The organism is Vibrio sp. F13 (assembly GCF_020806305.2).
GTDB classification, from domain to species: Bacteria; Pseudomonadota; Gammaproteobacteria; order Enterobacterales; family Vibrionaceae; genus Vibrio; species Vibrio crassostreae_C.
This window is the reverse complement of the sequence record NZ_CP170175.1, coordinates 2,179,336-2,192,902: the sequence shown is the minus strand read 5'-3', so window position 1 is coordinate 2,192,902 and position 13,567 is coordinate 2,179,336. Positions and strand designations below refer to the sequence as shown.

Annotated in this window: 10 protein-coding genes, 14 tRNA genes and 2 rRNA genes; 19 read left to right on the top strand and 7 right to left on the bottom strand. The window is 43.6% G+C overall.

The genetic code is table 11. The annotated features are described in order from the left end of the window. Positions 1–14: 14 nt before the first annotated feature. Both LMH68_RS10205 and hemW read left to right on the top strand, forming a co-directional pair. A complete protein-coding gene (locus tag LMH68_RS10205) occupies positions 15–614 on the top strand; it encodes an XTP/dITP diphosphatase (RefSeq protein ID WP_017062247.1) in 600 nt (199 codons plus the stop codon). Then, positions 614–1,801 carry a radical SAM family heme chaperone HemW gene (gene hemW / locus LMH68_RS10200; protein WP_229648166.1) on the top strand — a complete coding sequence of 396 codons (1,188 nt, stop codon included), beginning with the start codon at positions 614–616 and terminating at the stop codon, positions 1,799–1,801. Before LMH68_RS10205 ends, hemW begins: the two co-directional genes overlap by 1 nt. A 131-nt stretch (positions 1,802–1,932) precedes the next feature. On the opposite strand, the gene glsB is transcribed toward hemW, so the two are convergent. Both glsB and trmB read right to left on the bottom strand, forming a co-directional pair. Beyond that, positions 1,933–2,853, bottom strand: coding sequence for a glutaminase B (glsB, locus tag LMH68_RS10195; RefSeq protein ID WP_229648167.1), 921 nt, complete (start codon positions 2,851–2,853; stop codon positions 1,933–1,935). Positions 2,854–3,202: 349 nt separating this feature from the next. Continuing rightward, positions 3,203–3,922 carry a tRNA (guanosine(46)-N7)-methyltransferase TrmB gene (gene trmB, locus LMH68_RS10190; RefSeq protein ID WP_017062250.1) on the bottom strand — a complete coding sequence of 240 codons (720 nt, stop codon included), beginning with the start codon at positions 3,920–3,922 and terminating at the stop codon, positions 3,203–3,205. Between the two features lie 165 nt (positions 3,923–4,087). Between trmB and mutY the strand changes: the two genes are divergently transcribed. From mutY to LMH68_RS10110, 16 genes are all read left to right on the top strand, one after another. Further along, complete coding sequence (gene mutY / locus LMH68_RS10185) at positions 4,088–5,149, top strand: A/G-specific adenine glycosylase (RefSeq protein WP_229648168.1); 1,062 nt, start codon at positions 4,088–4,090, stop codon at positions 5,147–5,149. Positions 5,150–5,177: 28 nt separating this feature from the next. After that, positions 5,178–5,450 (top strand): oxidative damage protection protein, encoded by a 273-nt coding sequence (locus LMH68_RS10180; protein WP_004735465.1) that lies wholly within the window; start codon positions 5,178–5,180, stop codon positions 5,448–5,450. 69 nt (positions 5,451–5,519) lie between these two features. Next, positions 5,520–6,653, top strand: a complete 1,134-nt coding sequence (mltC, locus tag LMH68_RS10175) for a membrane-bound lytic murein transglycosylase MltC (RefSeq protein WP_017063191.1) — start codon at positions 5,520–5,522, stop codon at positions 6,651–6,653. A 103-nt stretch (positions 6,654–6,756) separates the two neighbouring features. After that, positions 6,757–6,832, top strand: a tRNA-Phe gene (locus LMH68_RS10170). A gap of 74 nt (positions 6,833–6,906) precedes the next feature. After that, positions 6,907–6,982 (top strand) — tRNA-Thr (locus LMH68_RS10165). A 7-nt stretch (positions 6,983–6,989) separates the two neighbouring features. Beyond that, a tRNA-Phe gene (locus LMH68_RS10160) sits at positions 6,990–7,065 on the top strand. A gap of 56 nt (positions 7,066–7,121) precedes the next feature. Continuing rightward, positions 7,122–7,197, top strand: a tRNA-Asn gene (locus LMH68_RS10155). Between the two features lie 71 nt (positions 7,198–7,268). Further along, positions 7,269–7,344, top strand: a tRNA-Thr gene (locus tag LMH68_RS10150). A gap of 7 nt (positions 7,345–7,351) precedes the next feature. Then, positions 7,352–7,427: transfer RNA gene (locus LMH68_RS10145), tRNA-Phe, on the top strand. Positions 7,428–7,483: 56 nt separating this feature from the next. After that, a tRNA-Asn gene (locus LMH68_RS10140) sits at positions 7,484–7,559 on the top strand. Between the two features lie 382 nt (positions 7,560–7,941). Beyond that, a complete protein-coding gene (locus LMH68_RS10135) occupies positions 7,942–9,567 on the top strand; it encodes a methyl-accepting chemotaxis protein (protein ID WP_017062210.1) in 1,626 nt (541 codons plus the stop codon). A 235-nt stretch (positions 9,568–9,802) separates the two neighbouring features. Then, positions 9,803–9,878: transfer RNA gene (locus tag LMH68_RS10130), tRNA-Phe, on the top strand. 56 nt (positions 9,879–9,934) lie between these two features. Next, positions 9,935–10,010: transfer RNA gene (locus LMH68_RS10125), tRNA-Thr, on the top strand. A 24-nt stretch (positions 10,011–10,034) separates the two neighbouring features. After that, positions 10,035–10,110: transfer RNA gene (locus tag LMH68_RS10120), tRNA-Asn, on the top strand. Positions 10,111–10,146: 36 nt separating this feature from the next. Further along, a tRNA-Thr gene (locus tag LMH68_RS10115) sits at positions 10,147–10,222 on the top strand. A 29-nt stretch (positions 10,223–10,251) separates the two neighbouring features. Continuing rightward, positions 10,252–10,327: transfer RNA gene (locus LMH68_RS10110), tRNA-Asn, on the top strand. A 346-nt stretch (positions 10,328–10,673) separates the two neighbouring features. Here the strand turns inward: LMH68_RS10110 and LMH68_RS10105 are convergent. Beyond that, positions 10,674–11,069, bottom strand: a complete 396-nt coding sequence (locus tag LMH68_RS10105) for a DUF2391 family protein (RefSeq protein WP_017060180.1) — start codon at positions 11,067–11,069, stop codon at positions 10,674–10,676. An 844-nt stretch (positions 11,070–11,913) separates the two neighbouring features. Here LMH68_RS10105 and LMH68_RS10100 point away from each other — a divergent pair. Continuing rightward, a protein-coding gene (locus LMH68_RS10100) for an IS630 family transposase (RefSeq protein WP_102394396.1) occupies positions 11,914–12,949 on the top strand; the annotation gives its coding sequence in 2 pieces (ribosomal slippage) (positions 11,914–12,372 and positions 12,374–12,949; 1,035 coding nt in all). A gap of 104 nt (positions 12,950–13,053) precedes the next feature. On the opposite strand, the gene LMH68_RS10095 is transcribed toward LMH68_RS10100, so the two are convergent. The 4 genes from LMH68_RS10095 to rrf (LMH68_RS10080) form a co-directional block, all read right to left on the bottom strand. Next, positions 13,054–13,130 (bottom strand) — tRNA-Asp (locus LMH68_RS10095). A 30-nt stretch (positions 13,131–13,160) separates the two neighbouring features. Then, positions 13,161–13,276 (bottom strand): 5S ribosomal RNA (rrf, locus tag LMH68_RS10090). Between the two features lie 41 nt (positions 13,277–13,317). Continuing rightward, positions 13,318–13,394 (bottom strand) — tRNA-Thr (locus LMH68_RS10085). A 39-nt stretch (positions 13,395–13,433) separates the two neighbouring features. Beyond that, positions 13,434–13,549, bottom strand: a 5S ribosomal RNA gene (rrf, locus tag LMH68_RS10080). Positions 13,550–13,567 lie beyond the last annotated feature (18 nt).

Sequence of the window (13,567 nt, the reverse complement as noted above, 5' to 3'; positions counted from 1 at the left end):
AGAGCTACATTCCCATGAGTAAGATTGTTTTAGCAACAGGCAACCAAGGTAAAGTTCGCGAGATGGCAGATATTCTGTCTGAGTTTGGTTTTGACGTTGTCGCGCAAAGTGAATTTAACGTTTCAGAAGTCGCTGAAACAGGAACGACTTTCATTGAAAATGCCATCATCAAAGCTCGCCACGCAGCGAAAGAAACAGGGCTGCCAGCCATTGCTGACGACTCAGGTTTAGAGGTTGATTACTTAAATGGTGCGCCAGGTATCTATTCAGCGCGTTACTCAGGTGAAGGGGCAACCGATAAGCAGAACATCAAAAAACTATTAGATGCGATGCAAGGTGTCGAAACTGAAAAGCGTACTGCGCGTTTCCACTGTGTGTTGGTGCTAATGCGTCACGAGAATGATCCAACACCTCTAGTGTGTCACGGTAAATGGGAAGGTCGTATTCTTACTGAAGAACACGGTGAGAATGGCTTTGGCTACGATCCTGTGTTCTTTGTACCAGAAGATAACTGCGCCTCAGCAGAGCTTGAATCTTCGCGTAAGAAGCAACTATCACACCGTGGTAAAGCGCTTGCGTCACTATTCAAGACTCTCAAGGAGCAAGCTCTGTAATGCACAATGCAGCGCTAATACCACCCGCACTTAGCCTCTATGTACACATCCCATGGTGTGTACAAAAGTGTCCGTATTGTGATTTTAACTCTCACGCTCTGAAAGCCGAGATCCCTGAAAAAGAGTACATCGATGCACTGCTTGAAGATCTCGATACTGATATCGAAAAATATCAGCTCAATGGTATGCCTCGCCCACTGCATTCGATCTTTATTGGTGGCGGTACCCCAAGCCTGTTTTCTCCTGAAGGAATTGGCCGATTGTTACAAGGCATTGAACAGCGCATCCCGTTCAAACCTGAAATAGAAATCACCATGGAAGCCAACCCGGGAACTATCGAAGCTGAGCATTTTGCAGGTTACCAAAAGGCAGGCATTACTCGAATCTCGGTGGGTGTGCAAAGTTTTGAGCAAGAGAAACTGGAAAGACTTGGGCGTATTCATGGTCAAGATGAAGCGGTAAATGCTGCTCATTTAGCGCATAAGATTGGATTGAATAGTTTCAATTTAGACTTAATGCACGGCTTACCCGAACAGAGTATTGAACAAGCGTTGGCTGATTTGGATAAAGCGATAGAACTCGACCCTCCGCACTTATCTTGGTATCAGCTAACAATAGAACCTAACACCATGTTCTATTACAAAACACCAACGCTGCCTGATGATGATGACCTTTGGGATATCTTCGACCTAGGCCATAAGAAGCTCGCAGACGCAGGGTATGTGCAGTACGAAATTTCAGGCTACAGCAAGCCGGGATATCAGTGCCAACATAACCTCAACTACTGGCGCTTTGGTGACTATCTAGGTATTGGCTGTGGCTCTCATGGCAAGCTGAGCTTTACAGATGGACGCATTGTTCGTACCACTAAGGTTAAGCACCCTAGAGGCTATCTAGCTGCGTACCAAAACATGGTAAAACCTTATCTATCAGATGAATTTGAAGTGCCGAATGAAGACCGCCCTTTTGAATTTTTCATGAACCGCTTTAGGTTAATGGAAGCATGTCCAAAGCAGGATTTCATTGATACGACAGGGCTTGGTTTTGACTCGATTCAAAAAACGATTGAATGGGCAAAAGAGCTAGGCTACTTGAAGGAAACCGACACTCACTGGCAGATCACTGAAAAAGGAAAGCTGTTTCTCAATGATCTGTTAGAAGCCTTTATGGCAGAAGAAGACGAGTAGTTCGAGATTCGAGATTCGAGATTCGAGAAGCATTGCGTAAGGGTTGGCTTTAGGGTCAACCCTTTTTGTTTTATAGCCCTCTCTCGGAGCGAAGCGTTCTATAGGACAACGTCCGTGCTCGAATCTTTCTCTTAGAAAATAGAACGACCAATTCGCTCTGAAAGCAACTCTAGAGCCTTAGTACCTGCGAGCGAGTTACCAGACGGATCAAGCTCTGGAGACCACACAGCAATCGTCATTTCACCAGGAACGATAGCGATAATCCCGCCACCTACTCCCGATTTGCCCGGCATGCCGACGCGATAAGCAAACTCACCTGCGCCATCATACAAACCACAAGTTGCAAGCAAAGCATTCAGCTGCTTGGTCTGTACCGGCGTGATGATCTCTTTCTTAGTCTGTACTGACACACCTTTGTTCGCTAAGTAGCTAAAGGTTTTCGCCAAATCCACACAAGTCATCTTAAGTGCACAAGCATGGAAGTAATTATTAAGTACAGGGATAACATCGTTCTCAAAATTACCAAATGAACGCATCAAGTACGCGATAGCGGCATTACGGTCGCTATGCATCATTTCTGAAGCCGCTACTACCTTGTCGTACACAATATGAGTATCGCCCGATAACTGACGTACAAACTCCAATAAACGCTGTCTTGGTGCTGACAAGCGGCTTTGTAGTAGGTCTGCAACAACAATTGCACCAGCATTGATGAACGGGTTACGAGGAATCCCATGCTCCATCTCAAGCTGAATCATCGAGTTAAAGGCTTGACCAGAAGGCTCTTTGCCTACTCTTTGCCAAATCTCTTCCGGCTTATAGAGCACCATTGCTAACGTCAAACTCAAAGCCTTAGAGATAGATTGTACAGAGAAGGCTTCCTCTGCATCACCAGCTTGAATCACTTCTCCTTCATTGGTGTACACCGCAATCGCCAGTTTCTGGTTCGATACGCGAGCCAGTGCAGGGATATAATCAGCGACCTTTCCCTGTCCAATTAAAGGACGAACTTCGTCTAAGATCTCGGCCAAAATAGCTTGAGTTGGTTTCATGTGCGCTTACTTCTATATTGTTATTTTTGTAGGGGTGTAACATATACCAATCGTAGTAAATAACAGCTCACTCTAGCTTGTTAAAATGCTCGATAACTGCGTTAGAGTTTTTGATTGTAGAGTAACTACTTATCGAAAAATGCTGCCTTGTTCTCAAGCCTTTTTCCTACGCTATTTCTGATCACTTACTTACTGTGATTGGTATTACTTTCTGTCGTTAAGCCTTTACTGAAATAAAAGCCTAAGGACAAAAAAGCCAACACTACAATAATGTTGGCTTTTATCAATCCCATAAAGTGTAGGGGTTAAACCCTAAGTCGGATTACCCTTCACTTAATTTGATTCGAAGTTACTTAGTACGCTTGAACTTAATGTCCCAAACACCATGACCTAAACGGTGGCCACGCGCTTCAAACTTAGTTAGCGGGCGCTCATCCGGACGAGGGATGTAATCACCATCTTCAGCGATGTTTTCGAAGCCTGGAGCTACGTTCATCACTTCAATCATATGTTCTGCGTAGTTTTCCCAGTCTGTTGCCATGTGGAAAACACCAGTATCAAGTTGAAGCTTGCCGCGAACCATCTCTGCAAACTCAGCCTTAACGATACGACGTTTATGGTGACGAGCTTTGTGCCATGGGTCAGGGAAGAACAGTTGCAGAGTATGCAGGCTGCTATCTGGGATCATGTGTTCAAATACTTCTACAGCATCGTGACACATTACACGCAGGTTAGTTACGCCAGCATCGCGAGCTGTACCTAAACACGCACCAACACCCGGGCTATGAACTTCAATACCTAAGAAGTTTTTCTCAGGTGCGTTCTTTGCCATTTCAACCAGTGATGCACCCATACCGAAGCCAATCTCTAGTACAACCGGGTTATCGTTGCCAAATACTTCTTTCCAGTTAAGAAGCTCTGGGTTGTAGTCGATACCCATTGTTGGCCAACATTCATTCATCGCGTTCTCTTGGCCTTTTGTTAAGCGGCCTTCGCGGCGAACAAAGCTACGGATCTTACGAACCAGTTTGCCGTCTTCAGTATATTCGTTAGTGGTCACTTCACTCATTGATTTTTGCCTGCACATTGATTAATCAAAGCGGGGATTATCCAAAGAATTGCCTCCGGTGCAAGTCTTTCCGTGGATAAATTCCCACACAATTTGTCTGTTTTACATCCAACGTTAAGTGTGGTGCAATTTCGCTTCTAATAATAGCAAAGCATAGAGCATGTCGTGACTCCTTTCGCAACCGCCATATTAAAGTGGTATGACGCCTACGGGCGTAAAGAATTGCCTTGGCAACAAAACAAAACCGCCTACACCGTTTGGCTATCTGAAATCATGCTTCAGCAGACTCAGGTTGCTACGGTGATTCCATACTACCAACGCTTCTTAGAACGCTTTCCAACGGTTATCGACCTAGCGAACGCCGAACAAGATGAGGTACTCCACTTATGGACAGGGCTTGGTTATTACGCACGAGCTCGCAATCTACATAAAGCAGCCAAGATCGTTGCTGAGCAATATGGTGGTGAATTTCCGCTGTCTATCGAAGAGATGAACGCGCTACCGGGGATTGGTCGCTCAACAGCAGCAGCCGTCTTATCATCGGTTCATAAACTTCCTCATGCGATTCTTGATGGCAATGTAAAACGAACGCTTGCGAGAAGTTTTGCCGTTGAAGGTTGGCCGGGGCAAAAGAAAGTCGAAAACCAGCTTTGGGAACACGCCGAAGCACATACTCCGAACAAAAATGTCGATAAGTACAACCAAGCAATGATGGACATGGGTGCCATGGTTTGTACCCGTAGCAAGCCTAAGTGCACCTTGTGCCCGATTGAAAGCATGTGTGAGGCCAAGAAGCTCGATAGACAGCTCGACTTCCCTGGCAAAAAGCCTAAGAAAGAAAAGCCAGTAAAAGACACATGGTTTGTGATTCTGTATCACGACAACCAAGTGTGGCTCGAACAGCGCCCTCAATCTGGTATCTGGGGCGGATTGTTTTGTTTCCCTCAAAATGAAAACGCAGAGATCGAACATCAACTAGATCTTCGTTCGATCAAAGACACTCAAACCAATTCGATCAAGACCATGATTGCGTTTAGACACACTTTCAGCCACTACCATTTAGATATCACACCTGTATTAGTAAAATTAGATAAACAACCAGATTTGATAATGGAAGGGACTAAAGGTCTCTGGTATAACTTATCAAAACCGGAAGAAATTGGCCTAGCCGCTCCTGTAAAGCAGCTTATTGAGAGCCTACCCTTTGAACTGAACGACGACGTTTGAATCAACGAACGCGATAAGAGGAACCACTATGAGCCGCACTGTATTTTGTGCTCGCCTTCAAAAAGATGCTGAAGGCCTAGATTTTCAACTTTACCCAGGTGACTTAGGTAAGCGTATCTTTGACAACATCTCTAAAGAAGCTTGGGGACAATGGCAAAGCAAGCAAACCATGCTTATCAATGAGAAGAAGCTAAACATGATGGATCCTGAACATCGTAAACTTCTTGAAACTGAGATGGTTAACTTCCTTTTCGAAGGTAAAGATGTCGTTATTGATGGCTACACTCCACCAAGCGAATAAGACATTTATTTAAGCAATTTTTAATGACATCATGGTTAACGCTGCGATGTCATTTTTGTATGAGGAACTATGAAAAAGCTAAGTTACTTCCTAACAGCCATGTTATTAACTGGCTGCAGCCGTGAATTTGTCGAAAGCATTTATGATGTCAATTACGAGCCAACCAACCGGTTTGTGAAGAATTTAGCTGAGCTACCCGGACAATTTGAAAAAGATACCGGGGCGCTAGATTCATTAATAGATAGCTTTTCAGGCAACATTCAAAAACGTTGGGGTAGCAGTGAAATCAAGATAGCAGGTAAGAGTAACTATGTGAAATACATAGATAATTACTTAAGTCGTTCAGAAGTGAATTTTAGCCAAGGCCTGATAACGGTGGAAACGGTTTCCTCTACCGAACCGAAAAAACACCTCAAAAATGCGATCATGACGACCCTTTTGACGCCAGATGATCCGGCGCATGTCGATCTATTCTCTTCTAAAAGCATCAAGCTAGAAGGCAAACCTTTCCTCTATAATCAGGTCGTAGACCAAGAAAAAAAGCCCATTCAATGGACTTGGCGAGCGAACCAGTTTGCGGATTACCTGATCGCGAATAACCTAAAAACCAAAGAAGTCGACTTTAAAAAAGCCTACTACGTTGAAATCCCAATGGTGGCCGACCACGCTAGCCAGCGTAGTTATCAATATGCCGACATCGTTCGACGAGCGTCTCAGCGTTATGACATCCCTGAAGATTTAATCTACGCTATCATCAAGACAGAGAGTAGCTTCAACCCGTACGCCGTAAGCTGGGCTAATGCTTATGGTCTTATGCAGGTGGTACCTAAAACCGCTGGTCGAGATGTATTTGAACACGTCAAAAAGAAACCTGGTGAACCAAGCCCTGAGTACTTATTCAATCCAGAAAACAACATTGATGCTGGCACCGCATACTTTTACATCCTTAAAAATCGTTATTTGAAAGACGTAAAAAACCCATTAACGCTTGAATACAGTATGATTTCAGCCTATAACGGCGGTACTGGTGGCGTACTCAATACCTTCAGTAAGGACAGAAAGCGAGCAATGCAAGACTTAAACTCGCTGCAACCGAGCCAAGCCTACTGGGCGCTTACCAAGAAGCATCCAAATAAAGAGTCGCGCCGATACCTCGAAAAAGTAACGCAATTCAAAAAAGAATTTAACCAAGGTAAAACATAACCCTCACTTTTGAATAAAAAAACAACGAACGAACGGTTTTTTTAGTTATTTTCAAAAAAGGAGTTGACGGTTATGCAGAAAATCCGTTTAATAGCGCTCCGTTGCCCGGATAGCTCAGTCGGTAGAGCAGAGGATTGAAAATCCTCGTGTCGGTGGTTCGATTCCGCCTCCGGGCACCACAATTTGATTTGTTGGTGTCAACACTCTTTAACAGGGAGTAACAACACGGACAAAAGCATAAAGAATTTAGTGTGCCGACTTAGCTCAGTAGGTAGAGCAACTGACTTGTAATCAGTAGGTCACCAGTTCGACTCCGGTAGTCGGCACCATTCTTTTGCCTCGATAGCTCAGTCGGTAGAGCAGCGGATTGAAAATCCGCGTGTCGGTGGTTCGATTCCGCCTCGAGGCACCATTATTTGGTACTTAACAAATAATGGTCTTTATAGACCTGATGTTGAGACAAGTAATTCCCCTTTAGTTCAGTTGGTAGAACGGCGGACTGTTAATCCGTATGTCGCAAGTTCAAGTCTTGCAAGGGGAGCCATTTTTAAAGGACTTCATTTTATATGAGGTCTTAATTGAAGAGTTTAACTCTTTAAGCAAAGAATTTAGTGTGCCGACTTAGCTCAGTAGGTAGAGCAACTGACTTGTAATCAGTAGGTCACCAGTTCGACTCCGGTAGTCGGCACCATTCTTTTGCCTCGATAGCTCAGTCGGTAGAGCAGCGGATTGAAAATCCGCGTGTCGGTGGTTCGATTCCGCCTCGAGGCACCATTATTTGGTGCTTAACAAATAATGGTCTTTATAGACCTGATGTTGACACAAATAATTCCCCTTTAGTTCAGTTGGTAGAACGGCGGACTGTTAATCCGTATGTCGCAAGTTCAAGTCTTGCAAGGGGAGCCACATTCAAGAAAGCCAAGTCGAAAGACTTGGCTTTTTTTCGTTTGAACAAAAACAAACTCTATTCAATATACACATCAGCTCCTCACTAACTCTTAATCAGTCTCGATAAATTGAGTTATCTCCTTTTAGTACTCTTACTACAGCAGTTGATTCTAAGTTCTATAAAGCATATCCACTACAACAGAACCAACGCCTTATAAAGTTCATGACCCGCTAATATTCACATTAAAACAAATAGAACCAAGTCCTGTTACTTTTTTTTCTTCGAAAATTTAATCCCTATCATACTTTGATGTCTTTCTAATATCTGCCTTACACCACTTAGATTAAGATTCGATGAATTATACCTAATACTAATTATTGAATCGCTGCGCGGGGAAATATGAAACTAAAAACGCAAGCTTACTTATTATCGGGCATCATCTTGATCGCCCTGCTAGCACTGACGGCTACAGGCTTATGGACCTTAAGAGTTGCTAGCAACATGGACAACAAAGCTCGCGTAACAGAGCTGTTTAAGAGCGCATACAGCATTCTTACTGAAGTCGAAAAAATGGCGATTGATGGCACACTAGAAGAAGAGCAAGCCAAGCAACTAGCTACTCGCCTTCTACGCAACAACATCTATAAAGATAATGAATATGTTTACGTAGCCGATGAGAACATGACGTTTATCGCGACACCATTAGATCCTCAACTGCACGGAACCAGTTTTAACGACTTTAAAGATGGCGACGGCAATAGTGTTGGGCAGCTAATCCAAAGAGTACTTGGTAATCGTACTGGCGAGATCATTGAGTACACCTGGACACAAAAACTGCCAGATGGAACGATTGAAGAAAAACTGTCTATTGCAGAGAAAACGCCACATTGGGGTTGGGTTGTCGGCACTGGTATCGGGTTCAATGAAGTTAACGCTCGTTTTTGGTCTACTGCTCAATGGCAGCTATTCCTTTGTGTCGTGATTGCTGGTCTTATTCTGGCGAGCCTAATTGTATCCATTAAACGCATGCTAGCGCTTCTTGGCGGCGAACCTAAAGACGTACGAGAAGCAGTACAAGCCGTAGCACAAGGTCGAATTCAAACCTCTTTCGAAACTCAGGCAATTGACGGCAGTATCTATCACGCCGTACAACAAATGAGTAAGTCATTGGCTGAGCTAGTATCAAACCTTGACGCTTCAATGCTGGCATTAAGAGGCGAACTGCAGCGCGTAGAAGATCGCGCTGGGTCAATTGGTCAACTGACAGACACCCAACAGCAATCAACAGAGATGATCGCGACAGCAATGACCGAGATGGCCTCTTCAGCCAATAACGTAGCTGCTTCAGCTAGCGATACCGCGCGCAACACCGACGAGGCCGACAAACAGAGCCAGCATACCCAACAACTCATTCACAACACAGTAGATAACATTCAAGGCTTAGCAGGCCAACTAGGCACAGCAAGCGAAGCTGTCGCTAACCTAGATAACGATGTAAACAACATTGCAAAAGTATTGGATGTGATTGGTGATATAGCGGAGCAAACTAACCTATTGGCACTAAATGCAGCCATTGAAGCAGCTCGAGCTGGCGAACAAGGTCGTGGATTTGCTGTTGTAGCAGATGAGGTTCGTAACCTTGCAGGCAGAACACAATCGAGCACAAAAGAAATCCAATTAATGATTAATAACCTTCAAGAGGGATCTCGCAACGCAATTCAAACCATGGAAGTGTGTGCCGCGACCAGTGAAAGCACCGTAACAGAGTCTCAAAACGCCTCTGAAGCACTACAACAGATTGTTGTCGCATTAGAGTCCATTTCATCAATGAGTCATCAAATCGCAACAGCGGCCGCTGAGCAGACTCAGGTGAGCGATGATATATCGAAGCGTATCAATATGATCGAAGAGAGCGGTAACCAACTGAGCAATGTCGTAACAGAAAGTCATAACAGCACCCAAACTCTTGCCTCTCTTTCCAACGAATTAGAAGCTTGGGTTAATAGGTTTGAAGTAAAACACTAAACTCCCTAGAAAATTTTCAAATAAAAAAGCACGTTTTCATACGTGCTTTTTTTATTTCGGCGCCCATTCAGTGTAGTTAACCGTAGTTTTACTATCTTTTAGGGCATGCTAGACCTAGGTTTTTCACCCCAAATGAGCAAAAACAACCCACTAAGTATAGAAAAACATCAAACGATACTTTTTTTGCAATTTAATGTTGACCCAGAACGCGAAAACACGTTTAATACACCTCGTCGCCCGGATAGCTCAGTCGGTAGAGCAGAGGATTGAAAATCCTCGTGTCGGTGGTTCGATTCCGCCTCCGGGCACCACAATTTATTTGTTGGTGTCTTAGACAACAACAGTAAAGCACAAAGAAATATTATGTGCCGACTTAGCTCAGTAGGTAGAGCAACTGACTTGTAATCAGTAGGTCACCAGTTCGACTCCGGTAGTCGGCACCATTTCTTTAAAGCTTTAAGAATAATTCCCCTTTAGTTCAGTTGGTAGAACGGCGGACTGTTAATCCGTATGTCGCAAGTTCAAGTCTTGCAAGGGGAGCCAAGTTAATCATCAAGCATAAGCTTTTTGATTCATGATGCCGACTTAGCTCAGTAGGTAGAGCAACTGACTTGTAATCAGTAGGTCACCAGTTCGATTCCGGTAGTCGGCACCATTCTCTTGATTAGAGACTAAACAATCAATTCCCCTTTAGTTCAGTTGGTAGAACGGCGGACTGTTAATCCGTATGTCGCAAGTTCAAGTCTTGCAAGGGGAGCCAATTAAAAGAAGCCGCATCATTGATGCGGCTTTTTTGCATCTAAAGATCCTAACTTCTCAATACAACTACCCTCACCTTTCAAATACCATATTCAATTCAGAAACCAACCGTTTTCATATCCTTCAAAAGCTACAAATTTTCGCTACTTGATGCTCTTCAATATCTCCCAACAACAAGCGACACGTTCAGGTAAAAGTCACTTATATTAACGTTACTACGCATTTTATTAATCAGGAGATAGGTTGAAAAAATCAATGCTAAGTCTGGAAATGAGAAAGCTAAACAACGAATCAAATAAGCGCTAGAAAAGCTCTGTAAGGCGCTTCAATCCAAATTGAAACACAGGTCACTCTTTATCAAAACTATCCACTACAATAGCACCCATAGAGGCTGGCATTGAAATAACAATCACTCTTTTGATCGATACGACGGGATCACTCAATAGAGGTAATTTGTCCAGGCAAGTCAGTACCAAAGCAACGACCAATGCCGTCATAACATAAGCAATCACTATTCTGAAAATAAACACCGGCAACCGAGCAACAACATCTTTTTGAAAGACACTCTCATACGTATAGAAGCCTAAGAACACCGCAGACAGTAAAAATAGCAGCAATAGATTAGCGGTAGGTAAAGTCTCCCCTAACTTCCAAGCCTCTTCAGAAAAAGAAATCGGCACGGCCAAGGCAAAAGATCCCACAAAGATCTGGCTCGCATCTTCAAAGTTAAAACTCAATTTCATAATTCGACCCATTAGGTTTAAGGCTTTATCTAATTCTGAAAAGAATCACAAAACTATCCGCCAATGATTTGGGGGATTTTTATTTCTACTAAGCAAACAGTAGTGACCTTCTAGCTTCATCTTAGTCGCAATAACCAAAACATAGCTTGAACTAACCAGCAAGAAATCAACATGTTCTGAGCAAAGTTGTCGACACAACTAATTCATATCGAGTCAACAAGCACATCAGAATCGAAGAGAGACCGGTAAACATCCTAAATTACCATCCCCTAGAACCAGAGAACATCACAATCAGTTGGGGGAAGAACCTCCCTGCACGTGTAGATACGGATACGAGGGACACTCTATGTCTTAACTTACATATCCCTCCAGCACCACTTTGGAACGCAACCTAACAACTCTCACCTTTCAAGCTGAATCTACTCCGCTTCCATCCTTTGAAATGCTTCTAACAAAGCGCTTGATGCTATCGAGAGTGGTTTAAGCTGAATGTATAATAAGAGCTATTAAGTCGACTCATTAAGGGCTATAGCGCTCTTAGCAGAAGCCTCCATGATAGAGCCCTAATTACACGTATCCTATAGATTCACAGATAGAGCAGAAGTCAGATTTCGTAGACGAAAGGCTGTTAACTAATACTGAGAGCCACTCACTTAATAAAGGAAACATCTACAGCGCAGAGTAATTAGGATGGGATGTAAGGCTTTTATAACTCAAAGTATTAATAAGGGGTCAGTTCAGTCTCATAAATCTAACTTACAGCGCGTATGGCTTGAGTATCTGATACCAATTAAAGTAAAAATGTGATCTAATTAAGATTGATGAATTATTGTGAAATTTAGCCATGGATAGCCTTAATAACACTGACTTCAAAAAGCTTGCGAGCCAGCAAAAAACCATTCAGATGAAGATGCGTTTACTTGCGCTAGCACACTTTAAAGACGGCCTCTCTCGTACACAAATTGCAAAATCTCTCAAAGTCAGTCGAACCAGTGTCAATAAATGGGTTCGGATTTTTTTTGAAGAAGGCCTAGAAGGACTTCAAGAAAAACCTCGGACTGGTAGGCCTGCATACCTCACCGATGAGCAGCGGGCTCAACTCAGTGCCTTCATAAAAAAAGAAGCTGAATCACCTTCTGGTGGCCGCCTTGTTGGAAGCGATATACATGACTACATCGTTAAACACTTTGACAAGCACTACCACCCTAATTCCATCTATTATCTCCTCGACCACATGGGTTTTTCTTGGATAACTTCTCGTTCCAAACACCCTAAACAATCACAGCAAATACAGGACGATTTTAAAAAAATTCCAAATCGAAACAATCCTTAAGATCCCCGGCCATATTGGGCTAGAGAGTGTTGATGTCTGGTTTCAAGACGAAGCTAGGTTTGGTCAGCAGAACACAACAACACGTCTTTGGGCTACTCGTGGAACGAGACCTCGCGTAGTAAAACAGCAGCAATTTGAATACGCTTATTTGTTTGGCTCAGTGTGCCCATCGAGAGGGATTGGTGAGGCAATGGTCGTCCCTTGGGTTAACAAAGACATCATGATAAACCATCTAGAGCAGATATCTAAAGTCACAGAAAAAGACCGTCATTCAGTGGTAATAATGGATGGCGCAGGATGGCATACCGATGATATTGCTAACCCATTTGATAATGTCAGTATTATCAAATTGCCGCCATACTCACCAGAGCTTAACCCTATAGAGCAAGTGTGGAGTTGGTTAAGGCAACACTATCTAGCAAACCAAAACTTCATTGATTATAACGATATTGTTTCGAAGGTCTGTAGCGCTTGGAATGGATTTCTTGAGTGCAAAGATCGCGTCACAAAAATGTGTACAAGAGATTGGATTGACCTGATCAGTTAGTTTTCCGGATTGGTATCAGGTGACGACACTCATTGGTCGGAGACCAAATTATCGATAGCCAGAAACGACGAAAGCCTAGTCATAAGACTAGGCTTTCTAATAAGTGGCGGAGTGGACGGGACTCGAACCCGCGACCCCCGGCGTGACAGGCCGGTATTCTAACCAACTGAACTACCACTCCGCAGTGTCTATTCAGCATAAAGCAATTTGAGCCTGACGATGTCCTACTCTCACATGGGGAAGCCCCACACTACCATCGGCGCTATTGTGTTTCACTTCTGAGTTCGGCATGGAATCAGGTGGGTCCACAATGCTATGGTCGTCAAACAAATTCTGTTGTTAACTTGAATAATCAAATCAACTAAATATGGTGCTGATACCCAGACTCGAACTGGGGACCTCACCCTTACCAAGGGTGCGCTCTACCGGGCTGAGCTATATCAGCAATTCAAGAACCGTTTAAAAACGACTCTAAAAATTTAAAGCCTGGCGATGTCCTACTCTCACATGGGGAAGCCCCACACTACCATCGGCGCTATTGTGTTTCACTTCTGAGTTCGGCATGGAATCAGGTGGGTCCACAATGCTATGGTCGCCAAGCAAATTTTGCTTTTACTT